General features: G+C 71.8%; 24 protein-coding genes. 9 read left to right on the forward strand and 15 right to left on the reverse strand.

Annotated features, from left to right (window positions below):
* Nucleotides 1–11: 11 nt before the first annotated feature.
* The 9 genes from otsA to ACFSCV_RS03460 all read right to left on the reverse strand — a co-directional run bounded on the left by otsA (nt 12) and on the right by ACFSCV_RS03460 (nt 11,403).
* Complete coding sequence (gene otsA, locus ACFSCV_RS03420) at nt 12–1,430, reverse strand: alpha,alpha-trehalose-phosphate synthase (UDP-forming) (protein WP_378797028.1); 1,419 nt, start codon at nt 1,428–1,430, stop codon at nt 12–14.
* Nucleotides 1,431–1,566: 136 nt separating this feature from the next.
* Nucleotides 1,567–3,369, reverse strand: a complete 1,803-nt coding sequence (locus ACFSCV_RS03425) for a glycoside hydrolase family 15 protein (protein ID WP_378797030.1) — start codon at nt 3,367–3,369, stop codon at nt 1,567–1,569.
* Entirely contained in the window at nt 3,366–4,178 is an 813-nt protein-coding gene (gene otsB, locus ACFSCV_RS03430; RefSeq protein WP_378797031.1) for a trehalose-phosphatase, read from the reverse strand. The genes ACFSCV_RS03425 and otsB overlap by 4 nt, the downstream gene beginning before the upstream one ends.
* An 88-nt stretch (nt 4,179–4,266) precedes the next feature.
* Nucleotides 4,267–5,370 carry a DUF1513 domain-containing protein gene (locus tag ACFSCV_RS03435; RefSeq protein WP_378797033.1) on the reverse strand — a complete coding sequence of 368 codons (1,104 nt, stop codon included), beginning with the start codon at nt 5,368–5,370 and terminating at the stop codon, nt 4,267–4,269.
* 5 nt (nt 5,371–5,375) lie between these two features.
* Nucleotides 5,376–6,425 carry an imelysin family protein gene (locus tag ACFSCV_RS03440; protein WP_378797035.1) on the reverse strand — a complete coding sequence of 350 codons (1,050 nt, stop codon included), beginning with the start codon at nt 6,423–6,425 and terminating at the stop codon, nt 5,376–5,378.
* A gap of 20 nt (nt 6,426–6,445) precedes the next feature.
* Nucleotides 6,446–7,657 carry a di-heme oxidoredictase family protein gene (locus ACFSCV_RS03445; RefSeq protein WP_378797037.1) on the reverse strand — a complete coding sequence of 404 codons (1,212 nt, stop codon included), beginning with the start codon at nt 7,655–7,657 and terminating at the stop codon, nt 6,446–6,448.
* On the reverse strand, nt 7,657–9,120 hold the full coding sequence (locus ACFSCV_RS03450) for a multicopper oxidase family protein (RefSeq protein WP_378797039.1): 1,464 nt from the start codon (nt 9,118–9,120) through the stop codon (nt 7,657–7,659). Before ACFSCV_RS03450 ends, ACFSCV_RS03445 begins: the two co-directional genes overlap by 1 nt.
* Nucleotides 9,121–9,312: 192 nt before the next feature.
* Complete coding sequence (locus tag ACFSCV_RS03455; RefSeq protein ID WP_378797041.1) at nt 9,313–10,590, reverse strand: imelysin family protein; 1,278 nt, start codon at nt 10,588–10,590, stop codon at nt 9,313–9,315.
* Between the two features lie 195 nt (nt 10,591–10,785).
* On the reverse strand, nt 10,786–11,403 hold the full coding sequence (locus tag ACFSCV_RS03460) for a TetR/AcrR family transcriptional regulator (protein ID WP_378797043.1): 618 nt from the start codon (nt 11,401–11,403) through the stop codon (nt 10,786–10,788).
* A gap of 79 nt (nt 11,404–11,482) precedes the next feature.
* Here ACFSCV_RS03460 and ACFSCV_RS03465 point away from each other — a divergent pair, with 79 nt between their 5' ends.
* A complete protein-coding gene (locus ACFSCV_RS03465; protein ID WP_378797044.1) occupies nt 11,483–12,094 on the forward strand; it encodes an NAD(P)H-dependent oxidoreductase in 612 nt (203 codons plus the stop codon).
* 10 nt (nt 12,095–12,104) lie between these two features.
* On the opposite strand, the gene ACFSCV_RS03470 is transcribed toward ACFSCV_RS03465, so the two are convergent.
* Nucleotides 12,105–13,277: an Mrp/NBP35 family ATP-binding protein gene (locus ACFSCV_RS03470; protein ID WP_378797046.1), complete on the reverse strand. Its 1,173-nt coding sequence runs from the start codon at nt 13,275–13,277 to the stop codon at nt 12,105–12,107.
* Nucleotides 13,278–13,370: 93 nt separating this feature from the next.
* On the opposite strand from ACFSCV_RS03470, the gene ACFSCV_RS03475 reads away from it, so the two are divergent.
* The 4 genes from ACFSCV_RS03475 (at nt 13,371) to ACFSCV_RS03490 (ending at nt 16,348) form a co-directional block, all read left to right on the forward strand.
* The gene (locus ACFSCV_RS03475) at nt 13,371–13,973 is read left to right on the forward strand and encodes an NTP transferase domain-containing protein (RefSeq protein ID WP_378797048.1); all 603 of its coding nucleotides are present in this window, start codon (nt 13,371–13,373) and stop codon (nt 13,971–13,973) included.
* A 101-nt stretch (nt 13,974–14,074) separates the two neighbouring features.
* Nucleotides 14,075–14,875, forward strand: a complete 801-nt coding sequence (locus tag ACFSCV_RS03480) for a lysine/arginine/ornithine ABC transporter substrate-binding protein (protein WP_378797050.1) — start codon at nt 14,075–14,077, stop codon at nt 14,873–14,875.
* Nucleotides 14,876–14,891: 16 nt separating this feature from the next.
* Nucleotides 14,892–15,611, forward strand: a complete 720-nt coding sequence (locus ACFSCV_RS03485; protein WP_378797052.1) for an ABC transporter permease — start codon at nt 14,892–14,894, stop codon at nt 15,609–15,611.
* 2 nt (nt 15,612–15,613) lie between these two features.
* Nucleotides 15,614–16,348 (forward strand): ABC transporter permease, encoded by a 735-nt coding sequence (locus ACFSCV_RS03490; protein ID WP_378797054.1) that lies wholly within the window; start codon nt 15,614–15,616, stop codon nt 16,346–16,348.
* Here ACFSCV_RS03490 and cobT read toward each other — a convergent pair.
* Nucleotides 16,345–17,394 (reverse strand): nicotinate-nucleotide--dimethylbenzimidazole phosphoribosyltransferase, encoded by a 1,050-nt coding sequence (cobT, locus tag ACFSCV_RS03495; RefSeq protein ID WP_378797056.1) that lies wholly within the window; start codon nt 17,392–17,394, stop codon nt 16,345–16,347. The two genes, ACFSCV_RS03490 and cobT, sit on opposite strands and share 4 nt — an antisense overlap.
* 127 nt (nt 17,395–17,521) lie before the next feature.
* Here cobT and ACFSCV_RS03500 point away from each other — a divergent pair, with 127 nt between their 5' ends.
* The 3 genes from ACFSCV_RS03500 to ACFSCV_RS03510 are packed head-to-tail and all read left to right on the forward strand — an operon-like array spanning nt 17,522 to nt 18,855.
* The gene (locus ACFSCV_RS03500; RefSeq protein ID WP_378797058.1) at nt 17,522–18,307 is read left to right on the forward strand and encodes an adenosylcobinamide-GDP ribazoletransferase; all 786 of its coding nucleotides are present in this window, start codon (nt 17,522–17,524) and stop codon (nt 18,305–18,307) included.
* A gap of 42 nt (nt 18,308–18,349) precedes the next feature.
* Nucleotides 18,350–18,562, forward strand: a complete 213-nt coding sequence (locus ACFSCV_RS03505) for a DUF1289 domain-containing protein (RefSeq protein WP_378797060.1) — start codon at nt 18,350–18,352, stop codon at nt 18,560–18,562.
* On the forward strand, nt 18,559–18,855 hold the full coding sequence (locus ACFSCV_RS03510; RefSeq protein WP_378797062.1) for a hypothetical protein: 297 nt from the start codon (nt 18,559–18,561) through the stop codon (nt 18,853–18,855). The genes ACFSCV_RS03505 and ACFSCV_RS03510 overlap by 4 nt, the downstream gene beginning before the upstream one ends.
* A gap of 12 nt (nt 18,856–18,867) precedes the next feature.
* Here the strand turns inward: ACFSCV_RS03510 and ACFSCV_RS03515 are convergent, their stop codons facing one another.
* From ACFSCV_RS03515 to ACFSCV_RS03530, 4 genes are all read right to left on the reverse strand, one after another.
* Entirely contained in the window at nt 18,868–19,707 is an 840-nt protein-coding gene (locus tag ACFSCV_RS03515; RefSeq protein WP_378797064.1) for a sulfite exporter TauE/SafE family protein, read from the reverse strand.
* 37 nt (nt 19,708–19,744) lie between these two features.
* On the reverse strand, nt 19,745–20,791 hold the full coding sequence (dusA, locus tag ACFSCV_RS03520; protein WP_378797065.1) for a tRNA dihydrouridine(20/20a) synthase DusA: 1,047 nt from the start codon (nt 20,789–20,791) through the stop codon (nt 19,745–19,747).
* A 469-nt stretch (nt 20,792–21,260) separates the two neighbouring features.
* Nucleotides 21,261–21,479, reverse strand: coding sequence for a hypothetical protein (locus tag ACFSCV_RS03525; protein WP_378797067.1), 219 nt, complete (start codon nt 21,477–21,479; stop codon nt 21,261–21,263).
* A 292-nt stretch (nt 21,480–21,771) separates the two neighbouring features.
* Nucleotides 21,772–22,581: a transglutaminase-like domain-containing protein gene (locus ACFSCV_RS03530; RefSeq protein WP_378797069.1), complete on the reverse strand. Its 810-nt coding sequence runs from the start codon at nt 22,579–22,581 to the stop codon at nt 21,772–21,774.
* Nucleotides 22,582–22,859: 278 nt separating this feature from the next.
* Between ACFSCV_RS03530 and ACFSCV_RS03535 the strand changes: the two genes are divergently transcribed.
* Nucleotides 22,860–24,239: a DUF6716 putative glycosyltransferase gene (locus ACFSCV_RS03535; RefSeq protein ID WP_378797070.1), complete on the forward strand. Its 1,380-nt coding sequence runs from the start codon at nt 22,860–22,862 to the stop codon at nt 24,237–24,239.
* The last annotated feature ends 6 nt before the right edge of the window (nt 24,240–24,245 follow it).

Consider the following 24,245-nt stretch of genomic DNA (forward strand, 5'->3'; position numbering starts at 1 on the left):
CTTCGACGCCGTCAGCCGGCGGCGGCGATGCGGCTCGCCTGGGACGGCTCGTCCGGCTGTTCGAGGGCGGCGAGGAAGCTCTGGCACCACCAGGCGACGTCGTGCGTCTTGAGCTTCTCGAACATGCCGCTCCAGCGCTCGCGTCGCTCCTCCAGCGACATGTCGAGGGCGCGCGCCAGCGCGCCGGCCGTGCCGTCGACGTCGTAGGGGTTCGTCAGCAGCGCCCCGTCGAGCTCGCAGGCCGCGCCCGCGAAGCGCGACAGCAGCAGGACGCCCGGATTCTCGGGATCCTGAGCCGCCACATACTCTTTGGCGACGAGGTTCATCCCGTCTCTGAGCGGCGTGACCAGCCCGACCGCGGCCTGCCGGTAGAGTCCCGCGAGCGCGTTGCGGCCGACGGTGCGGTTGACGTAGCGGAGCGGCGTCCAGTCGACCTCCGAGAAGGAGCCGTTCACGCGGCCGGCGAGTTCGGCCACCTCGCGCTCCATCGCGGCGTATTCCGGGACCTCTTCCCGCGACTTGGGCGTGATCTGGAGATAGGCGCAGCGGCCCCGCCATTCCGGATCGAGCAGCAGAAAGGTCTCGAACGCCTGGATGCGCTGGGCGATGCCCTTGGAGTAGTCCAGCCGGTCGACGCCGATGATCAGGCTGCGATCGCCGAGGCTTTCGCGGGTGCGCCGGACGAGCGCGTTGCGTCCCGAGGCGGCGGCCACGTCGGCGAAGACCTGCGTCTCGATGCCGACCGGAAACGCCTCGACCGTCACCGCTCGGCCGTGAGCCACGAACCGACCATCCGGCAGGCGGCGTCCGACGCGTTCCCGCCGGACGTAGGTCTCGAAGTTCTCGAGATCGATCGGGGTCTGGAAGCCCACGACGTCGTAGGCCGCGAGCGAGCGCACCACATCGGCGTGGTTTGGCAGGACGGTGAGGATGTCCGGCGGCGGGAACGGGATGTGGAGGAAAAAGCCCATCCGGTTGCGCAGGCCCATCGCGCGCAGCTCCGCCGCCAGCGGAATGAGATGGTAGTCGTGCACCCAGATGATGTCGTCCGGGCAGATCAGCGGCGCGAGCTTCTGCGCGAACAGCCGATTGACGCGGTGGTATCCGGAGAGCGTGACCCGCGTGAACTCTGTCAGCTCCATCCGGTAATGGAACAGCGGCCACAGCATGCGGTTGGAGAAGCCTGCGTAGTACTCGTCGAGATCGCGCTGGGCGAGATCGATCACGGCGTAGGTGACGCCGTCGATCGTGGTGATCTCCGGCTCCGGCTGCTCGTCGGCGCCGGGCTCCAGCTTGCCGCCGCTCCAGCCGAACCATAGGCCGCCGCGGGCCTTCATCGCGCCCGACAGCGCGACGGCGAGCCCGCCGGCCGGCGGCGTGCCCGGCGTCGGAACCGGCACGCGGTTCGACACGATCACGAGCCGGCTCACGCCCAAGTCCCCGGGTTCAGCGCCGAGGGCCGGGTCGCCGAGGCGCGTTGCGCCGTTCTGTCGAGATGTCCTGTCATCGCCCTCACCTGAAACGCCGCATCCGCGGCGAAGTTCCTGCCGTCGCGTCGCGCCGCGCTCAGAACGCCTCCTCCCAGGGGCGGGACAGACGCATCGCCGCCTTGACCAGTCCGACCATCGAGTAGGTCTGCGGGAAATTGCCCCAGAGTTCGCCGGTGCCGACATGCAGCCCCTCGGACAGCAGGCCGAGCCGGTTGCGATGGTCGAGCACCTCCTCGAACACCTCGCGCGCCTCGTCCTCCCGCCCGACCGCGGCCAGCGCGTTGATCAGCCAGAAGGTGCAGGCGGTGAAGGCGGTCTCGGGTTCGCCGAAATCGTCGGGCGTCCGGTAGCGGTAGATGTGGTTGCCATAGCGCAGGCTGCGCTCGACCTCGGCGAGCGTTCCGAGGAAACGCGGATCATCCGGCGCGACCAGCCCGATGTCCGGCAGCAGCAGCAGGCTCGCGTCGACGAAATCGCCGCCGAAGGTGCTGGTGAAGCTGTTGAGATCGTCGCTCCAGGCCGCGGCGAAGATGCCGTCGCGGATGTCGGCCGCCTTCTCGCTCCAGTGGTCGACCCGCTCCGACAGGCCGAGCCGGTTCGCGATGCGCGCCAGCCGGTCGCACGCCGCCCAGCACATGGCGGCGGAATGGGTGTGGACCGCCTCGCGGGTACGGTACTCCCATATGCCGGCGTCGGGCTGGTCCCAGCGCGCGACGGCCTGGGCGCCGAGTTTCTCCAGCCGCTCGAACAGCGCCTCGTCGCCGGGCTTGGGCAGACGGGCGTCGAAGAAGCTCTGGGCCGCGGCCAGGATGACCGAGCCGTAGCCGTCGTTCTGCACCTGGGTGTAGGCGGCGTTGCCCCGCCGCACGGGCCCGAACGCCTGATACCCGGGCAACGCCTCGGCCAGAGACTCCTCGATCCGCGTCTCGAAACCGAGCCCGAACAGCGGCTGGAGGTAGCCGGAGGGCGAACAGGCGACGAGATTCGTCACGTAGGAGAGATAGCCCTCCATCGTCTTGGTCGCCCCGAGCCGGTTCAGCGCCTCGACGGTGAAGTAGGCGTCGCGCAGCCAGCACAGCCGGTAGTCCCAGGTTCGTCCGCTGTCGCCATATTCGGGGATCGAGGTTGTCAGCGCCGCGACGATGCCGCCGGTCTCCTCGTGGCTGCAGAGCTTGAGCGTGATCGCCGCGCGGATCACCACCTCCTGCCACTCGAACGGCAGCGACAGAAAGCGCACCCAGTCGATCCAGTAGTCGTGCGTGCGCTCGTAGAACTCGCGGGCGACCCGCGACGGCGCCGCCGGCAGGGTCTCGTCCGGCCCCAGGATGAAGGCGAGCGGACGGTCGAGGATGAACGGGGTCTCCTCGCTCACCAGCGAAACCGGCGCGTCGGTGGTGAGCCGCAGCACCGTGTCACCGAGCAGGAAGCGGATGTGGTTGGAGCCCCGCGTCGTGTCCGGCACGGCGGCGCCATAGTCCATCGCCGGGCGAAGCCGGACGCGGATGCGCGGCGAGCCCGAGATCGGCTCGACCTGCCGCACGATGGTCTGCGGCCGGAACATCCGCCCGTGATCCCGGAACCGCGGCGCGAAGTCGACGATGCGGACGCCGGCGCCCTCGCCGCCATAGAGGCGCGTCTCGAGGATCGCCGTATTGCGGTGATAATGCTGCTCGACCCGCGTCAGGCCCTCGAGCTCGAACTCCCAGAACCCGCGCTCCGGCGCGTGGCCGCCGAGCAGCGCGCAGAAGGTGGGGTCGCCGTCGAACCGCGGCGCGCACATCCAGTTGATGCGGCCCCTGGCGTCGATCAGAGCGGCGGCGGCGGCGTTGCCGATGACGCCGAGATCGAGCGAGACCGTGGTCGCCTGCCGCTCCGTCACGCCGACGCCGCGAGCGCGACGAGCCAGGCGCGGACGGCCTGCGGATCCGCGACGCGATAGGTTGCGACCGACGAACGTGTGACGTCGCCGACCAGCGCCGAGGCGCCGCCGAGCTCGTTCGCAGCCGCGAAGGCGAACTCGTCGGTGAGGTCGTCGCCGAGCATCAGCGGCGTCCGCCCGGCGAACGGCTTCTCGGACATCAGCCGCCGCAGGGCCGAGCCCTTGTCGCAGCCGCGCGGACGCACCTCGACGACCATCTTGCCGGGCTGAAGCTCATGCTCGGGCGCAAGCATCGCCACGAGATCGCCGATGCGCTCGCGCACCTCCCTCTCCCGCTCCGGCGCGGCGCGGAAATGCACGGCCACGCTCGCGCCCTTGTTCTCGAGCGCGAGGCCCGGGCGGGCGTCGACGAAGGCGCCGAGCGCCGCCGTCAGGCGGTCGGGCGGCGCATCGCCGGCGTCGGCCACGCGACCCCCGCCGCAGCGGCGAAGCTCGGCCCCATGCAGCGCCGCGGTCGGCAGCCGCAGGGGCGTGAGAATACGGTCGACGTCCGCGAGCGTCCGCCCGGTCACGATCGCGAGCGCGCCGCCGAGACGCTGGGTGAGCACGCCGATCGCCGCGACGACCTCAGCCGGAATCGAGACGCCGTCCGGCGTCGGCGCCAGGTCGAGCACCGTGCCGTCGAGGTCGAGGAAGATCGCAGCGCGGCCTGGAAAGCCGCCGGGAACCGCCGGCAGAGCTGGCCGTTCGGCGGCGCCGCGCGCGATTTCGCTCTCGCGTACGGCCACCGCCGTGTTTTCGAGGCTCATCGCCGGACGCTCCGGATGGGGGGAGAAAACCGTTCGGGCCACGGTAGATAGAGACCGCGCGACGGAGGGGCAACCCCCGAACGGACCGTCAGACCCGCGACGGCGCCAGGTGGTTGTCCCACCGGAGCGCGCCCGTCCTGCGCGCGGCGACGGCGACGCCGTCCTCGCTCACGACCAGCCGGAGCGCTTCGCCGAGACCCGTCGTCGCCACGAAACCGCCGGCGTCTCGCGTCGCGGCGAGCCCGCAGACGTCGGCGGCGGACGCGAGGCCGACAGCGGCGTCGCGGGCGAGGTCGAAGCCCACGACCACGCCGCCGCGGGGGCAGGTGGCGGCGGCGAAACGACCGGACCGATCGACGACGAGCGAGCAGACCGACCCGTTCATGCGGCCGGCGATGTCGGCCTCGACATCGAGCCAGCGCAGCCGGCCGCGATCGAACCTCGCCACCAGCGGCCGGTCGTGGACGCCGGCCTGCGTGTCCTGCGCCGCGACCAGCAGCCCGCCGTTGGGCGCCGCGACGATGTGGCGGAGCGACAGGCTCGCGAGATCGCTCGCGGCCTCCGCCACCTCCTCGATCCGGCCGGTCGCTGGATCGATCAGGGCGACGTTCGACCGCGCCGTCGTGCGCCCGAGCGTGGCGATGCCAGGATCGGTCTTCGGCTCCTTCGCGCCGTTGGCCACGACGAGCAGCCCGCGATGCTCGGTCACGTCATGCGGACCCAGGCCACCCGAGGCGATCTCGGCGCGCGCGGCGTAGCCGTCGGCGGGGTCGCGCAGCACGAGCACGCCCTCGCCCGTCGCGGCGTCGATCTCGCTCGTGACGAAGCTGCGCCCATCGGCGCGGTAGGCGCCATGGCCGGAAAAGCGCCGCCCCGCGCTCGCCCGAAAGGTCGATCGCAGCGTGTGGCCGGCGCCGTCGAGCACCAGCGCCAGATCGCCCGGCCTGCGGCCCACAGCGACCGCCTCCGCGCCGTCCGGCCGGAACGCCAGCGCGTGAAGCCGGACAGGAGCCAAGGCGCCGGCCTCGAGGCCCAGCGCGGCGTCAAGCGCCCCGATCCGGAACGCGCCGGCGCCGTCGAGACCGGGGCCTATGGCGGCTGCGTCGAACTCCAGCTCGCTCCCGAGCGCCGCATCGGCTCCGAGCAGGCCGGCGCCGATGAGCCCGAGCGCGGCGCGACGCGTGAGGCGCATCCGCGTCAATCCCCGTCGAGCGCGTTGAAGCCCAGCCGCACTCCGAGCGCCGGCGCAAGATTTTTCGCCACGTCGGCCTGCGCGCCCTTAAGCGCCGCGACCGCCGCCTCGACCACCTTGCGGCGCTTCGGATCGGACGCGGCCTCGCCGAGATCGTTCGGGAGCCGCGCGACCGCCGCCTCGGCCGCTGCGAAGGCCTTGGCGTCGGTGGCAGCTATCGGCTTCGGGGCTGCGGCCGCGAACGCCTTCGCCATGGCGGCGAGGCTCGCCGTCGCGACCTTCAGCGCCCGAGCCGAACGGCCCGCCCGCCAGCCCTCGGCGGATTTTGGCTTCGCGGCGTCGGCCGAGCCGCCGAGCACCGGCAGCAGCTTGACGTCGACCGCCCGCTGCAGCCCGCCGGCGAGATCGGTCATGAGGCGCGCCGCCGCCTGTGACGGATCGGCGAAGTGGACCGGATCGCCCTGCCCGGCCTTGAGTTTGGCGAGCGGGCCGGCCGGCGCCGCCCACTCGTCGCGGATGGCGCCGGCGAGCGTCGCCAGATTGGCGGCGACCGCCGCGCCGACGCGGCAGCGCGCGGCGGAGCCCGCGTCGTCCGGATCGAACAGCAGCCGTTCGAGCGCGGGGTAGCCCTGCCCCGCCACGCTGCCGGCCCGGAACGCGTCCGGCGCGATCTCGTCCGTAGCGGCCTTGTCCTCGAGTTCGCCCAGCGCCTTGGCGACCGCGTTGCGGCGATCGGGAAAGAAGAAGATGCGATCGGGCCGCAACGCCAGGCTGACCGGCCCGGTCGTGACGTGCTCCACCGCCGACCAGGCGTCGGACGCGGCCTGGAACCGCTCGCGGAGATCCGCCAGTTCGGCCACGTAGTCGCCATCGGCGCAGGCCGAACGCCAGGCGTCGCGCTGTTCGGCCGTCGTAGCGACAAGCGCGTCGTAGCGCGGCAGCAGCCAGTCCTCGATGACCGAGACCGCGAGCGGTCCGGGCTCCGGGCCGGCCGCGGCGGCGGGGGCGGCGAGCGCCGCCATCAGGATTGCGACGCTTGCGAAACGATACGCCATGGCGACCTCCCGGCTCGCGATCAAAGGCCGTTCACGAATGCGATCAGCGCCGCGCGCTCCCGCTCGGGAAGCGCGTCGTAGCGCGCCCGCGCCGCAGCCGCCTCGCCGCCATGCCAGCGCACCGCCTCGTCCACGTTGCGCGCGCGGGCGTCGTGCAGCAAGCCGGCGCCGGCGTCGAGCGCGCGCGACAGGCCCCAGAGCGGCGCGGTGCGCCATTCGGCGCTGCGGGCCGCGCCTTCGCCGACGCCGTCGTCGAGGCCCGGCCCCATGTCGTGCAGCAGCAGGTCGGTGTAGGCGGAGACCGCTCCGCCGCCATCGAGCGGCAGCGACGGCGCATGGCAGGCGCCGCAGCCGGCCTTCGCGAAAGCCGCCGCGCCCCGGGGGCCCGACGCCGGAGCCGGCGGCTGCGGGCGGCTTTCGAGGAAGGCGACGAGGCTCGCCAGCAGCGGATCGGCGACCTCGTGGCCGCCCTCCGGCGCTCCGGCCGGCGCGGCGCGGCAGGTGGTCTGCGCGGCCGTGCAGTCCCCGCCGGGCGACGGCCGCGCAGGCGTCGACAGGCCGAGGTCCAGCGCGAAGGCCGCCGCGGCCTGCGCGGCGAGCGTCGGCTCCGCGGCCTTCCAGCCGAAGCGGCCGAGCCTGCGCCCGTCCGCCGTCCCTACCCAATGCGGGCGGCCGGACACGCCGTCCTCGCCCGCGGCCTGCTCCGCGGCGAGGGCGAGGACGGCGTCTACCGGCACGTGCTCCAGCAGCCCAAGGCCCGCAAGCGAAGGCGCGACCCGCGCCGACATGGCCACGCCCTCGCCGAGCGCGCCGTAGCCCAGCCCGTCGACACGCCATTCGGGCTTCGCGAGCGCGCCGGCCCCGGGGGCGAAGCTGACGGCGGCGACGCCCTCGCCCGCCACATCCCCGACCCCCTTGGGCTGAAGTTCGGCGCCGTAGACCGGGTCCGGCGCGCCGTCCGCCGTTCCGAAGCGTATGACGAGGCCGGGATGCGCCGCCGGATCGTCCCGGCCAAGCCGGAAGCGCGCGCGCCCCGCGCCCACCGAATGGCAGCTCGCGCAGGAGCGCGCGGCGAACAGCGGACCCAGACCGTCCGCGTTCGTGGTCGAGGCCGGCGCCTGCACCCACAGCCGCTCGAACACCGCCTTGCCGACGGCGACGTCAAGCCTGTCGGCCGCGGAGCCCGCGTCCGGCGCCAGCATGATGGCCGCAAGGGCGATGGCGAGCCGCATCAGGCGACTTTCAGGTAGCCCATCATGCCGGTCTCCTGATGCTCGATCAGGTGGCAATGGAGCATCCAGTCGCCGGGGCGGTCGGCGACGAAGGCGATCGTGATCCGCTCGTCCGGCGTCAGCAACACCGTGTCGGCGAAATGCACGGGCAACTCGCGCTGGCTCGACTTCAGCACCTTGAAGGTGAATCCGTGCAGATGCACGGGATGCACGTGCGGCGTCTCGTTGGACAGCTCCGCGACGTAGGACCGCCCAAGCTTCAGCAGCGCCAGCGGCTTCGGCAGCGCCGCCGGCGCGCTCGACGGCCAAGCTTCGCGGTTGATGCTCCAGTTGACGGAGGACGACGCGCACAGGCTGTCGAGCATGGCTTCCGCGAGCGCGTCGCCGTACTCGGCCGCGACCGACAGCGCCGCCTTCTCCTTGCTCGCGGTGGCGAAGGCGAAGCTGAGCCTCTCCGCGCCCTTGAGCTTCGGCTCCGGAATGTCGGAGCGCGAGAGCGGCGCCGGGTCGAACGCCCGTTTCTTCGCGGGCTCGCCCGCGCCGACCAATGTCGCGAGCGTCACCGGCTCGGCCGCGAAATAGTCGATCAGCCGCAGCTCCGCGCCCGGCGCCGGGGCGCGCACCACGATGTCCAGCCTCATGGCGGGGCCGAGCCGCCAGCCATGCAATGGGAACGGAGCGACCGGATTGCCGTCGATCGCGATCACCGCGGCCTCGCCGCCCTCGACGCCGATGTCGCCGACGCGGGTGCTGTCGAGGTTGAGCAGGCGCAGCCGGACGTCGCCGCCAGCGGGCGCGGGCAGCCGAGGGGAGCGCTCGCCGTTCACCGAGCGGACCGTGCCGAAGGTGCCGGCGCGAAGCTCGCCGCGCGGAGTTGAGAAGGCGATGAACGCCCCGCTGTCCTCGTCGATGCGCCAGTCCTTCAGCACCAGCGCGAGGTCGGCGTCGTAGGGCCTGGTCTCGTCGCCCTCGACGATCAGCACGCCCGCGAGCCCGCGTCCAAGCTGGGCGACGGTGTCGCAATGCGGGTGGAACCAGAAGGTGCCGGTGTCGGGCGGCGTGAAGCGGTAGGCGTGGCGCTCGCCGGGCCGCACCGGAGGTTGCGTCACGAAGGGAACGCCGTCCTGGTCGTTGGGGATCCGCAGCCCGTGCCAGTGGATCGCGGTGTGCTCCGGCAGGCGGTTTTCGAGATCGACCGACAGAGTCTCGCCCTGCCGGATACGGACGACGTCGAACAGCCGGTCGCCATAGGTCCAGACCGGGGTCGCGGGCCTGTCCGGCCCAAGCAGTGGGGCCGAACGCTCGGCGGCGACGAGGGAGAGCCTGTGCTCGCCCGATGCCGCGGCGGCCGCGCGGGCCGGAAGCCGCGCCGGCCTCGCCTGCCCGCCGCCCGACAGCAGCGCGACGCCCGCCACGGCGAGGCCGCCGCCGAGAAGGGCGCGTCTGGAGAAATCCGGATTCATCGCATGCGACCTTCGAAACACTCGAGCGCCAGCATCATCTCCGCGATGTCTGCCGAAGAAGCCCCCGTCATGGTCCGGCCTGACCGGACCATCCATGTCGAACGCGAAACTCCCCGCCGAAAATGGGTCCTGCGGTCAAGCCGGAGGACGACGCGGAGCATGGACAACGACCTCGACGCGGTCGCCGTCCGCCTACTGCGACACCTTCTCCGGGGCGTCGAGGCTGTCGGAGCCCTCGACCGTGATCTTCACGCCGAGCTTGGCCACCGCCGCCTCCACGCCGCGCGTCTGCTGCACCAGCGCGTCGATGACGTCCTGCACCACCTTGTTCCCCTCGGCGTTGCCCTCGGCGATCATCTGGTCGTAGGCCTCCTTGCCGCTGTCGGCGCGGTCCTTCAGCGTCTGCGCCTTGGCGAGCGTGGCGGCGAAGTCGGCGTCGAGCGTCTTCGCCTGCTCGGGGGCCTTCGCCTCCACATAGGCCTTGGGCGAGGCGCCCTCGACGGTCGAGCCGTCCAGCCGCACGTAACGGCCGTTCCAGATGTCGACCATGCCGGCGATGTCGTAGTAGTGCGAGTTGTGGGTGTTGTCGGAGAAGCAGTCGTGCTCCTCCTCCGGATCGTGGAGGATCAGGCCGAGCTTCATCCGCTCGCCGGCGAGCTCGCCATAGGACAGGCTGCCGATGCCGGTGAAGATGACCGCGACGGCGTCGGGTCCCTTCTTCTTCGCGAGCGCCGTGCGCGCCTTGCCCTTCGGACCCCAGAGCTTCTCCATGTCCGTGAGGTCGGCGACCAGAAGATCGGTCACGACCTTGAGATACTGCGCGCGCCGGTCGCAATTGCCGTGGGTGCAGGCGTCGCCCTTGGCGTAGTCGGTCGCGGGTCGCGCGCCGGCGCCCGGCCCCGTTCCGTTGAGGTCCTGCCCCCACAGCAGGAACTCGATGGCGTGGTAGCCGATGGCGACGTTGGCCTCGACCTCGCCCGCCTCCTGCAGCGACTGAAGCAGCTTCGGCGTGATCTTCGACGCGTCGACCGTCTTGCGGCCCATCTTGAGTTTCGGGTTCGCGATGACGTTCAGCGCGTAATAGGGGTTCTCGTCGGAGGTCTCGCCGTATTTCGGATCGACGTAGTCGATCAGGCCCTCGTCCAGCGGCCAGGCGTTGACCTTGCCCTCCAGGTCGTCGACCGCCGGGTTGCCGAAGCGGTAGGCCTCGGTGCGCTGGTAGGGCGCGCGCGCCGCGATCCACGCCTTACGCGCCTCGGCGAGATTGGCGTCGGTCGGGTCGGCCAGAAAGGCGTCGATCTTGCCGTCGAGCGCCTTCGCCGCGATCACCGCGTCGCCATACATCGCCAGCGCGATGTCGGAATAGGTCGCCACCACGTCCTTCGCCGAAGGACCAGCGGCCTGCGCCGCGCCCGCGGCCAACAGGGAAAGGCCCGCGCCCGCAAGCGCGCCGATCCACCTCATCGTCATGGGCCTGTCCTCCTCAGCCGCCGGGGCGTTCCCGGAACCGCCCGGAGAGTTCTTCCGGCGCCGGCGAGCGCAACCGAGAGCCGACCTCACGAAAAAGTCAATTAGGTCGTAAAGGCTTTTGATCGCATGACTTTTTTCGATTGAAGTTCAACTTGGAATAAATCCAGTCTCGTCGAACGACGGTGGTCGGACTCGTCAGCGGGATGCATCCCCCGCCCGCTCGACCACCGCTGCGAACACCGCCTGCAATTCCTTGCGCGCGTCGGATGGATCGAGTTCGCCTGCGGCGGCGGCGTAGGACAGCGCGTCGGCGGCGCCGATCGCCCCCAGCAGACTCACCGTGGACGGCGCGCGAGCTGCGAACGGCGCCAGCGCCTCGCGGCACTGGTCGAGAAACGCGTTGCGGCACGCGCGCTTCACGGCCTCGAGCTCCGCGGAGCCTTCGAGCGCCGCGGCCACGCCCGCCAGTTCGCGCCCCTGGGCGAGCGCGCAATCCACATAGGCGTCGGCGATCACGCCGGCCTTGTCGGCCAGCGTCGGGCCGCTCGCGGCGAGCGCCGCATCCATCGCCGCCGTCTGCCGCCGGTCGAAGTCCTCGTAGAGCGCGGCCAGCAGGCCGTTCCGCGTGCCGAAGTGATCGTAGACCACCGGCTTCGCCACGCCGGCCTGCTCGGCGAGGCGCCCGAGGGTCAGCGCGTCGGCGCCCTCGTCGCGGGCGAGCCGCCAGGCGGTCTCGATGAGCTGGACCCGCCGCTGATCCCGGGTCAGCCGGCGGCGGGGGGCGAGCGAAGACGGCAGGGACGCGGTTGACATCACTATATACCAAAAGTAACTACTAAAAGTATATAACGACCGTCCCGCCGGTCAAAGCTGAAAACGCAGGAGCCTTCCCATGCGCTCGCTCATCGTCTTCTCGCATCCCGATCCCGCGTCGCTCACGCACGCCGTCGCCGCCCAGATCGCCGAGGGAATTTCGGCGGCGGACCCATCCCACGCCGTGGAGATGGCGGACCTCGCCGCCGAGGGCTTCGATCCGCGCTTCTCCGCGGCCGACCTCGCCTTGTTCCGCCGGCAGGCCGGCCCGCCCGAGGACGTCCTCGCCGAACAGGCGCGGGTCGACCGCGTGGACGTGCTCGTGCTGGTCTATCCCGTCTACTGGTGGTCGATGCCGGCCCAGCTCAAGGGCTGGATCGACCGGGTGTTCACCAACGGCTGGGCCTATGACGAGACCCCGGACGGCTCGCTGATCAAGATGCTGGGCCGGCTTCGGGCGCATCTCGTCGGCATCGGCGCCGCCGACGAGGGCCTCTACCAGCGGCGCGGCTACGCCGACGCGATCAGGACGCAGATCGACAAGGGCATTTTTGATTACGCCGGAGCGACGGTCGCCTCGTCCGACCTGCTGCTGCCCTCGGGCGAGCCCTTCCCGGCCTCGGCGCTCGCGCGCGCCCGTGCGATCGGCCGCGCCATCGCGGAGGCTCCGGCCGCCGGCAAGGCGGCCTGAGCCCGCGCCTTCAGCGCTCGATGACGATGCGCGGCGGCGTGCGGCCCGGCGCGCCCTTGGTGAGCCGCGTCCACACCCCTTCCGCGATCCGCGCGTAGGCCTGGGCGTGCTCGCTGTCCGGCGCGAAGGCGACGATCGGCGCGCCCGCGTCGGCGCCCTCGCGGATCTCGATCGCGAGCGGGATTTCGCCGAGGAACGGCGCGCCCATCCTCTGCGCCTCGGCGCGCGCGCCGCCATGGCCGAACAGGTCGGCGCGGTGGCCGCAGTTCGGGCAGCAGTAGTAGCTCATGTTCTCAACGATCCCGAGGATCGGCACGTCGACCTTCTGGAACATGGCGACGCCGCGCCGGGCGTCGGCGAGCGCGAGGTCCTGCGGCGTCGAGACGATGACGGCGCCGGAGAGCCGCACCCGCTGCGCCATGGTGAGCTGGGCGTCGCCGGTGCCGGGCGGCATGTCGACCACGAGCACGTCGAGTTCGCCCCACGACACCTCGGTCAGCATCTGCGTCAGCGCCGACATCACCATCGGCCCACGCCAGATCATGGCGGTGCCTTCGTCCACGAGGAAACCGATCGACATTATCTTGAGGCCGTGCGCCTGCAGCGGCTTCATCATCTTATCCTCGACCACGGGCTTTTCGTGCAGGCCGAACAGCGTCGGCACGGACGGGCCGTAGACGTCGGCGTCCATCAGCCCGACCCGCAGACCTTGCGCCTTCAGCGCGAGCGCGAGGTTCGCGGCCGTGGTCGACTTGCCGACGCCGCCCTTGCCGGAGGCGACGGCGATGATGTGGCGGACGCCGGGAACGCCCGCGCCCCGCATTTCGGCCCCGCCTGCGGGCCGCGCGGGCGGCGGGGTGGCGCCGGGAGGCGCGGCGCGCCCGCCGCGCGCCGCCATCGGGCTCGCGGGCCGCGGCGCGGGCGCCGAACCTGCGGGACGGTCCGCGGTCAGGGCGACCAGCACGTCCGAGACGCCCGGCACCGCCCGCACCGCGGCCTCGGCCGCCTTGCGCACCGATTCGAGCGCGCCCGCCCGCTCGGGCGAGGTCTCGATCGCGAAGATCACCCGCCCGCCGCTGATCGAGATCGCGGACAGCGCGGTCGACTCGGCGAGGCTTCCGGCGCCGTCGGGCGCGGGCACCGCGCTGAGCGCGCGCCGCACGTCGTCTTCCGTCACCGCCATGGCTTGGCTCCCTCTATCCTTCGTTCGCTGCGCTATGGACCTTGGCGCGCCGCGCGGTCAAATGGCTTGAAGCGTCCCGAAGGATTGAACGCGATGTCCGCCCCCTCGCCGCCCCGCATCGCCGGGCTCGTCCTGATGGGCGGCCGGGGCTCCCGCATGGGCGGCGCCGACAAGGCGCTGCTCGATCTTGGCGGACGGCCGATCCTCGCGCACGCCCTGGAGCGCTTCCGTCCGCAGGTGGGGACGCTCGCCCTGTCCGCCAATGGCGACCTGTCCCGGCTCGCCGCGTTCGGGCTGCCCGCGCTGCCCGATCCGCCCGACGGGCCGGGAGGACCGCTTTCCGGCGTGCTCGCAGGCCTCGCCTTCGCGGAGGCCCACGGAGCGCTGTGGCTCGCGACCATCCCCGGCGACGCGGCGCATCCGCCGCCGGACCTCGTCGCGCGTCTGCTCGCGGCGGCCGGCGAAGGACCCGCCGCCGCCTCGACCGCGCGCGGCGTCGAGCCGTTGCACGCGCTCTGGCCCGTGGCGGCGACGGCGCGGCTGCGGGCGCTCGTGGGCGAAGGCGTCGTTTCGCCGAAGCGCGCGCTGGAGCGGCTCGGCGCGGCGCTCGTTCCTTACGACGACGATCAGGGGTTTCGCGACGTCGACACGCCGGCCGACCTCGACGCCGCGCGGCGCTCGCTCGCGGGCTCGTGAGACGCGTTGCACGCTCCCGCGAAGGATGGAATGGTCGGTCCGAAGCGCCGGAGGGCGCATGGGCCGCAGGCGGGACGCGGCCCGGCACGGAGACCGCCGACATGACTCGGCTGACCACGATCTCACGGCGCGCCGCCTTGGTCGCGCTGGTCGCGTTCGGCGCGGCCTGGACCGCCGGCGCGGCGCAGGCCAGGGAATGGCGCAAGATCCGGATCGGCACCGAGGGGTCCTATCCGCCGTTCAACTACATGGACGCCGACCGGCAGCTTCGCGGCTTCGACATCGACATCGCCAAGGCGCTCTGCGCCAAGATCGGCGCGGAGTGCACCTTCGGCGCGCAGGACTGGGAGGGACTGATCCCCGCCCTGCTCGCCAACAAGTACGACGCGGTCGTCGCGTCCATGTCGATCACCGAGGAGCGCAAGCGGGTCATCGCCTTCTCGAAGCGCTACTACCAGACGCCGGCCATGTTCGTGGCGGCGAAGGAGAACGGCTCCTGGGGCTCGACCCCGGAAGCGCTCGCCGGCAAGACGATCGGCGCGCAGACCGGCACGGCCAGCGCGACCTATCTCGAGGACGTCTACGGCGCCGGCGCGACCGTGAAGCTCTACGCCACCCAGGACGAGGCCAATCTCGACCTCGCCTCCGGCCGGCTCGACGCGGTGCTCGCCGACAAGGCGGTGCTGCTGCCGTGGCTTGAAAAGGCCGAGGAAGGCAAATGCTGCCAGGTCATCGGGCAGGACGTGCGTGACCCCGCCTTCTTCGGCGAGGGCGTCGGCGTCGGCCTCCGCAAGGAGGACGCCGACCTGAAGGCGCTGTTCGACAAGGCGATCGACGACATCCGCGCCGACGGCACCTACGACCGGATCAACGCCCGCTACTTCCCGTTCAGCCTCTACTGAGAGCCGGCGTCCGCACGTGGAGAACCTGCCGGCGCTGCTGTCCTTCGGAGCCGCGGGCTGGGGCGACGAACTGCTGGCCGGCGTCGGCGTCACGCTCGCTCTCGCGCTCGCCACCCTGCCGCTCGGGCTTGCCCTCGGGCTCTTCGTGACCCTCGCCAAAGCGTCCCCGCGACGCCCGCTCCGGGCGTTCGGCGAGGCCTACACCACCGTGTTCCGCGGGCTGCCTGAGCTGCTGACCATCGTCGTGGTCTATTACGGCGGCCAGATCCTGCTCAACGCCGCGCTCGCCCGGATCGCCCCGGGAACAAGCGTCCAGATCGGCGGCTTCGCGGCCGGCGTCGCGGCGCTGGCGCTGGTGTTCGGCGCCTTCGCGAGCGAGGCGATGCTCGGCGCGCTGCGTAGCCTGCCGCGCGGCCAGATGGAGGCCGCGGCGGCGCTCGGATTGCCGTCGTCGACCGCGTTCCGCCTCGTCGCGCTCCCGCAGCTCTGGCGGCTGGCGTTGCCGGGCCTGTCGAACTGCTGGCTCGTGCTGCTCAAGGACACCTCGCTGGTGTCGGTGATCGCGCTCACCGACCTGATGCGCCAGACGACCGTCGCGGCCGGCGCGACGAAACAGCCCTTCATCTTCTACCTCGTCGCCTGCCTCGCCTATCTAACGCTGTCGCTGCTCTCGGGCCGCGTCTCGGACTGGCTCCAGCGCCGCGCCGATCACGGCTTCGCCACGGCGGGACGCTGACGATGGAGGCGCTCGGACAGGCGTTCCTCGCGGTCTGGGGCGCGCTCGGGTTCGACGTCGACCTGATGGCGCGCTACGGTCCCCGGCTGCTGTCCGGCCTCGGCGTGACGCTCGAGATCGTCGCGCTCGCCGCGCCGCTCGGCTTCGCGCTCGCCATCCCGCTCGCGGTCGCACGGCTCGAGGGCGGCCCGATCGCGCGCAACCTCGCGCTCGGCTTCTCGACCTTCTTCCGCGGCACGCCGCTGCTGGCCCAGACCTTCCTCGTCTATTACGGCGCGGGCCAGTTCCGCTCGGCCTTCGAGGCCATTGGCCTGTGGGGGCTGGTGCGCGACGCGTTCTGGTGCGTGATCCTGACCTTCACGCTCAACACCGCCGCCTATCAGTCCGAGATCATCCGGGGCGGCATGGCGGCCCTGCCCTCGGGCCAGCGCGAGGCGGCGTCCGCCCTCGGTCTCCGCCGGTTCGCGCTCTACGTCCGCGTGCTGCTGCCGCAGGCCCTGATCGGCGGCCTGCGCCCGCTCGGCAACGAGCTGGTGCTGCTGGTGAAGGCGAGCTCGATCGCGAGCGCCGTGACGGTGTTCGACCTGCTCGGCGCGACCCGCTACGTCTACGGTCGCACGCTCGACTTCTCGGTCTATCTCTGGGCCGCGCTGCTCTATCTCGCGCTGGTCGAGATCGTCCGGCGCGCCGTCAACGCCATCGAGCGCCGCGCCGGCCGCCGGTTCGCCGCCTCCTAGCCTCGGTCGGCGACGGCGGCCTCCGCGAAGGTCGCCATGCCCGTGTGGCAGGCGACCGCCGCCTTGATCATGGCGGCCGCCAAGGCTCCGCCGGAGCCCTCGCCCAGCCTCATGCCGAGATCGAGCAGCGGCTTCAGCTCGAGGCGCTGCAGCAGGCGTCGGTGCGCTGTCTCGGCGGACAGGTGCCCTGCGACGCAGTGGTCGAGCGCGCTGGAATCGAGCGCGTGCAGGACGCCCGCGGCCGCGGTCGCCACATAGCCGTCGATCACGACCGGCACGCGTTCGAGACGCGCCGCGAGGATCGCGCCCGCCATCGCGGCAAGCTCGCGCCCGCCGACGCGGCGCAAGGCCTCCAGCGGATCGGCGAGATGGCCCTCGTGGCGCTTGAGCGCCGCGCGCACCGCCTCCGCCTTGCGCGACAGCCCCTCGTCGTCGACGCCTGTGCCGCGGCCGACCCAGTCCTCCGGCGCGCCGCCGTAGAGCGCGCAGGACAGCGCCGCCGCCACGGTGGTGTTGCCGATCCCCATTTCGCCGACGATCAGCAGGTCGATCCCGCCGGCGATCGCCTCCATGCCGTAGGCCATGGTCGCCGCGCATTCGGATTCGCTCATGGCGGCGTCGGTCGTGATGTCGGGCGTCGGCCTGTCGACGGCGAGGTCGAACACCTTCAGGCCGACGTCGAAGGCGGCGCAGATCTGGTTGATCGCGGCATGCCCGTTGGCGAAGGCGTCGAGCATCTGCCGCGTGACCGACGCCGGATAGGCCGAGACGCCGCGCCCGGCGACGCCATGGGCGCCGGCGAAGATCGCGACCAGCGGCCGGGAGACGGCCGGCGGCGCCTTGCCCTGCCACGCGGCGAGCCACTCCGAGATCTCCTCGAGCCGGCCGAGCGCGCCCGTGGGCTTCACGAGCTGCGCCTCCCGCGCCCGGGTCGCGGAGACGGCCTCCGCCGACGGGCCGGGCAAGCGCCCCATCAGAGCGCGGATGTCGTCGAACGGCAGCCCTGTCGGCGTGGACGGGACGGCGACCTCGGTCGGGCGCGCCATGGAAGACCTCATGCGTCGGACAGGTTCGTTGCTGCGTCGCACATAACCGATCGGGCCGACGCCGCCAAGCAAACCCGAGGCGCCCGTGCTACGCGTCTCATGCCGACGATCCGCGCGCCTGAGCCTCATGAACCACCCCTCCTTGCGAACCTGCCTCGACGCCGTAGCCGACGCCCTGCGGTTCTTCACGCGCCTGTCGCCGCCCGAACGGTTCGGCGCGCGCGACGGAGCGCGTCTGTTCGACGGGGTGGCGGCGGCGGCCCCGCTCGCGGGCGCGGCCGTCGGCGCAGCGGCCGGCACCGCCCTCGCCGCCGGCCTTTGGCTCGGACTCGGACCGCTTCCCGCCGCCGCCTTCGCGGTGACGGCCGCGGTCGCTTTGACCGGCGCTCTGCACGAGGACGCGCTCGCCGACGTCGCCGACGGTTTCGGCGGCGGCCGGACCCGCGAGGCGAAGCTCGCGATCATGCGCGACAGCGCCGTGGGATCGTACGGCGCCTCGGCGCTCGTGCTCGCGCTGATCGCGCGCGTCGCGCTCGTGGCCCAACTCGGCGAACGCCTCGGCGTCGAGGCGGCCTGCGCGCTCGCCGCCGCGGCGATCGTCGCCCGGCCCGCTGCCTTCGCGCCGGCCGCGCTGCTGTCCCCGGCGCGCGCCGACGGCGCGGGCCACGCCGCCCGGCCAGGCGTCCGGGCCGTTCTAACCGGCGCCTTTCTTGGCCTGGCGCTCGCGATGCTGGCCGCGGGACCCGGCCCCGGCCTCGCGGCGGCGGTCGCCGCCATGGTGGCGGCGCTCGGCGTGACGGCCCTCGCCCGCCGTGAGATCGGCGGCGTCACCGGCGACGTCTGCGGGGCCGCGGCGCATGTGGCGGAGATCGCGGCGCTCGCCGCGCTCGTCGCAGCCCAAGGGATGACGTGATCGTCTCTTGATCGCCCCGCCCGGTTGGGCGAAGCATCCGGGATGCTCAATCGCCGCCCGATCAAAAGTCCCTGTGTGTCTGTCTGCGTGATGGATCCGGCCACCGGCTGGTGCGAAGGCTGCTTCCGGACGCTCGCCGAGATCGGCGCATGGGCGCGGATGTCGGACGACCAGCGCGACGCCGCGATGCGCCTGCTGCCGGCGCGTCGGAAGGCCTTCCGGGAAGGCGCAGCGCCGAGGACCTCCGCCCCGTGAACAAGCGCAGCATTCCCGAGATGCTGATCGCCGCCATCCTGGCGTCGATCGTGGTGTTCGTGGTGGCGGATCTCGCAGGCGGCATCGGCGATTTCCCGAACGAGCGCTGGGCCGCAGCGATCGCGGCGATCTGCCTTGCGGTCTGGATCGGCCCGGGGGCGTTCGCGCGTTACGCCGGCCGTGGCGGCGACGCGCTGCGCCACATCGCGATCTGGCTTGCGCTCGCGGTCGGGCTCGCGCTGCTGTTCGTCTACGGGCAGGACACTCTGGCGTCGCTCGGCGTCAACGTCTGAAGTGGTAGGCGGTCAGGTCGCGAGATCGTAGGCGAAGCGCAGCGAGATCAGCGCCAGAAACAGCCCGAACGCGATGGTGAGCCGCCGCTTGCTCAAGCCGTGCGCGATCCGCACGCCGAGCGGCGCCGACAGCACCGAGACCGGCGCCAGCACCGCGACGCCGATCAGCGACACATAGCCGAGCGACAGCGGCGGCAGGTCGGCGAGATGCGGAACGCCGGCTATGGCGTAGCCGAGCGCGGCCGGGGCCGCGATCAGCGTGCCGAGAGCGGACGAGGTGCCGATCGCCTTGTGGATCGGCCGCCCGTAGAGCGACAGGAACAGCGTGCCGAGCGTTCCGCCGCCGATGCCGATCAGCGCCGAGAGCACCGCGAACAGAAAGCCCCAGAGGCCCGTCACCGCTCGCGACGGCAGCTCCGACGCGACGCGCCAGCTCTCGCGGCCGAACAGCAGGTTCGCGGACATGCCCGCCGCGAACACGGCGAACACGACCTTCAGCGCGTCGGAGGTCACGTAAGCCGCGATGCCGACGCCGAGCAGCGCGCCGGCGATGACCGGCGCGATCCACGCCCGGAGCGCGGCCTCGTCGACGGAGCCGCGGGCGCGGTGCGACAGGAACGAGCGGATCGAGGTCGGAATAATGATGGCGAGCGAGGTGCCCACCGCGAGCTGCATCTGGACGTCGTCGCGCACGCCGATATGGTCGAACAGCTCCGCCAGCACGGGCACGATCACCGCGCCGCCGCCGACGCCGAACAGGCCCGCGAGCACGCCGGTGACGAGGCCCGCGGCGACGAGGCCGAGCCCGAGCTCGACCAGCTCGCGAAGAGGCAGCGCGGAGAAGACGTCCATGGGCGGGCTCCGGAGAAACCGCCGCGAGCGGATCGTGTCAGGCGGCGGCCTCGGCGGGAGCGCCTAGGGAGCCGCGTTCGCGAACGAGGTCAAGCGCGGCGCGGAGCACGTCGAGCCCGGCGCCGGCCTTCGGTCCTTCGACGCTGAGCAACCGGCGATAGGCCCGCGCGCCCGGCTGGCCGGGGAAGAGGCCGAGCATGTGCCGGGTGACATTCGAGAGCCGACCGCCCGCGGCGAGATGGGCCGCGATCGCCGGGAACAGGCTTTCGACCGCGGATCGCGCGTCCCCGTGCGGCGCGGCGACGCCGAAGATCGCGGCGTCCACGCCCAAGAGCAGCTCGGGGTTCTGGTAGGCGGCCCGGCCGAGCATGACGCCGTCGAGCGCGACGCCCTCGCGCGGCCGCAGCAGCGCCTCCGCCTCCGCCAGCGAGCCGATTCCGCCATTGATCGAGATGTGCGCCCGGGGCCGCCGCGCCTTCAGCCGGAACACGCGATCGTAGTCGAGCGGCGGCACATCGCGGTTCTCGCGCGGGCTCAGCCCCTTCAGCCACGCTTTTCTGGCATGCACGATCAGCGCGTCGCAGCCGGCGGCGAGCACCGCGTCCGCCAGTTCGTCCAGCGCCTGCTCGGGGTCCTGGTCGTCGATCCCGATTCGGCATTTGACGGTGACCGGAACCCGCACGGCGGCCTTCATCGCCGCGACGCCGTCGGCCACCCGGCCGGGCTCCGCCATCAGGCAGGCGCCGAAGCGGCCATCCTGGACGCGATCGGAGGGGCAGCCCACGTTCAGGTTGATCTCGACGTAGCCGAAGTCCTCGCAGATGCGGGCGGCCTCGGCGAGCTCCGCCGCCTCCGATCCCCCGAGCTGCACGGCGACCGGCTGCTCCTCGGGCGAGAAGCCGAGCAGCCGCTCGCGCGGGCCAAAGCGCACCGCGCCGGTCGTCACCATCTCGGTGTAGAGCAGCGCCTGCCCCGTCAGCGCGCGATGGAACAGGCGGCAGCGCCGGTCGGTCCAGTCCATCATCGGCGCGACCGAAAAGCGGCGCGCCCTGGCGACGCTCGTTTTCTGCTCGTTCTCGCTCATTTCGCCTGTTTCGTCGTACGCGGCGCGATGCTGCGCGCCGATCGGGAGACATGTCGCATTATGGACGCCGTCACGGCGACGGCGCCTGTGAGGAAACCGTCCGAATTACAGCCTCGGCGGCGACGATTGTCTCCGGAGCCAAGTCGACGGCTTCTATCATAGCGGCGAAGGGTACGACACGCCGCGCCCGCGAAATGATCGGCGGCATCTTGGTGGGGGCCGCCGCCTCGATCGAGCGCCTCGACGTGGGGCGTGACGGAATGCGCGCTTCGGCAGCGAAGCGCGCGGCGTTAGCGCGGCGGCGCGGCTCACCTGGGACCAGCGGGTCCAGCGGTCGCTCTGGCGAACCGCTCGGGTTGGGAGGAGCCGCCCTGAGGGCGGCTCCTCGTGCGCGGTGTTCGACGTTGTGGGGCGACCTATCCCAGAGGGGCTTTACGCCGCCGTCGAGATCACGCGGAGATCAAGGCGCTCAGAGCGCCTCATACACGGCGATGCCGCCTGCGATAACAGCGGCGCCGGCCGCAGCGCCAAGCGCGACAGGCATCGCAACCGGCAACGCCGCGAGACCGACGGCGAGACCCGCAAACCCCAATGCGCCCTCGGCGGCGCCGAGGCCGCCAGCAACGGCGTCGAGTTCGTCAGCATTGAGCTCGCGGATTCCGCCTTCGCTCGCAATATCGATAGCCATGTGGCTCTCCTGTAATTTATTCAGCTTACAACTTTTAGACATGTTGCAAACCGCAGTGGAGCAACGCGCGCCGAACTATGAAACCGGCGCGCCAGATCGACATAGCGCTCGGCCAAATCGCGGCAAGGGTGCTTTCCCGGCGAACCGCTCAGCTTCGGCTATCCGTTAAACCGGAGGCCATCAATCGCGGCGGAGCAGCGTCGGCCGCGCCGTTGTTGAGGACATGTCCGTGCCTGCTTGCGCCGGTCTGGACGGACTCAGCTGATCCGGAAGCGAGGCTGGCGAGATCGCCCTACTCCTCCACCTCGTCCGTCCAGACCGTGAAGCGCCGGAGCTCATTCGGCCCGAAGGCCGTGGTGAGGGCCACGTCCGAGGCGTCGCGGCCGCGGGCCATCACGATGCGGCCGATGCGGGGATGGTTGTGGCGGGCGTCGAAGGTGTGCCAGCGGCCGCCGAGATAGACCTCCATCCACGCGCTGAAGTCCATCGGCGCCGGGTCCTTCGGCACGCCGATGTCGCCGAGATAGCCGGTGGCGTAGCGCGCCGGGATATTCATGCAGCGGCAGAAGGTCACTGCGAGATGCGCGAAGTCGCGGCAGACCCCCAGCCGCTCCTGATAGGCCTCGAACGCCGATTTCGTCGCGCGCGCATGCTGGTAGCCGAACTGGATATGGTTGTGCACGAAGTCGACGATGGCGGCGACCCGGCCCCAGCCGAGCGGCGTGTGGCCGAACAGCCGCCACGCGTCCGCCACGAGCCGGTCGGTCTCGCAGTAGCGGCTGCCGAGCAGGTAGACGAGCGTGTCATCGGGCAGCTCCTCCACCGGATGCTGGACCGCGTTCCAGGCCGCGACGTCGGGAATGCCGCTGTCGGCGACGAGCGCGTCCGTCCGCAGCGTGAATTCGCCGGCCGGCGCCAGCACGCGGCTCGCGACGTTCCCGAAACCGTCGACATAGGTGTCGATCGGCGTCGGCGGCCACGACGTCACCGTGTCGGGCTCGATCAGGTCGAGCTCACGGCTTGGATGGACGTTCAGCATCATCAACAGCGGCGTCGGTTGCGGAAAGGAGTGGACGATCTCGAAGCCGACCCTGATCTTCACGCTGCCCGTCCCTCTGATTGTCGCGCCTGACCATTCCGACGCAAGGCGCACGCCACTCTCCGCCCACAGCCCCCGCCTCGCCGGCGTTGCAGCCGAAGCGGCTCCGACGTATGCCGGAAACGCGACGGCGGCGCGTTTCGCCGTCCGATGGGGACGAAAGCATTGCTGATTTTTCAGGCAGATCCGCCACATCGCTCCATCGGAGAGTCGCGGCGCGGACCTCGCGACATGAACGCTGTCCTGAAAACATCGGTTGCATCGCTCACGGGCGTTTTCGCGTGACGGCGAAGCGCGTTCTTTTCGCCTGCGATCTCGACAGCCAGGTTTTCGGCGCCCTCCCCCTTGCCGACGCATTCGAAACGGCCGGCTGGACGGTCTCGTTCGCGCTGCATGCGCCGGGCGAACTGCCGCCGGGCGTGCTCGCGCGCATCACGAACCGGTTCGAGATCCATGACGCCTGGATCGGACCGCTGGCGGTCTCCGACCTCGCCTTCTCGGCCGACGCGGTTGGCGTGTTCGCGACCGGCAGCCGCATCGCGCGCTTCCGCTACGACAACGAGCTCGCTTGGCGCGTGCGCGGGGGGCGGCGGCCGGCGTTGTTCTGCGGCTTCAACGGCCTCGTGTTCGAGCGTTTCGAGGAGGGGCTCGCCTGGCGCCTCGGCTACGACGTGCTGTGCCTGAACGGACCGCGCGACGAAGACGCGTTCCGCGACTTCGCCGGAGGCACCGCCTTCGCCGACCAGCCCATCGCGACCGTCGGCCTGCGCCGACGCCGCGACGTTCCGGCCGCGACCCCGCGCGACGCGGAATCGCCGAAGACGTTTCTGTTCGCCGAGCAGGTGGCGGCGCCTTCCGACCCGGAGCACCGCGAACGCCTCGCCGCGACGCTCGCGCGGCTGGCCGCCGCAAGCCCGGACTGGCGCGTCGTCGTCCGGCCGCGGGTGCAGCCCGGCGAGCGCACCTTCCACGACCAGACGCTGCACATGGAGACGCTGCTGAAGCGGCTGCCGGCGCGGCCCGCGAACCTGCTCATCTCCTATGAGCCGCTTGAGCGCCTGCTCGACGGGACCGACCTGTTCGCCACGATCTCGTCGACCGCGCTGTTCGACGCGCTCGACCACGGCGCCACATGCTGCGTGCTGCTCGATTTCGGCGTGCGCAACGCCTACGGATCGCACGTGCTGTTTGGCTCGGGGCTCGGCGTCGAGCTGTCGCGGCTCGCGACCCTCGACGACGCGCCGCGCCGTGCGCCGGACCCCGGCTGGCTCGAAAGGATCGGCTACGGCGCGACCCATTCGCCGCAGGCGCTGCTCGCGCGGATCGCGCAGACGGACGTCATGGCGCCCCCGCCGCCGCAACTGCAGACCGGCGAACGCGCGCTCATCGGCGCCTCGGCCCGCGTTTCGCGCGCGGAAGACGAGGCGCTGGCGCGCGACCGGACGGCGGTGGAGGCGGCGCTCGCGGCGGGCGACGACCAGGCCGCGCGCGCGGCGCTGTCCGGCCTCGGCGCGACGCTGACCGCGTCCGACACGCGCCACGCCGTCGATTCCGCCTGGCGGCGCCGCGAGGGCGGCGTCGCGGCGCTGGCGCGCAAGGCAGGGCTCTACTGGCTCTACAAGCGGCTGCGCCGTATCACGCCGGGCGCCGCGCCGCGCTGACGCAAG

The sequence above is a fragment of the Methylopila henanensis genome (genome assembly GCF_042681025.1).
GTDB lineage: Bacteria > Pseudomonadota > Alphaproteobacteria > Rhizobiales > Methylopilaceae > Methylopila > Methylopila henanensis.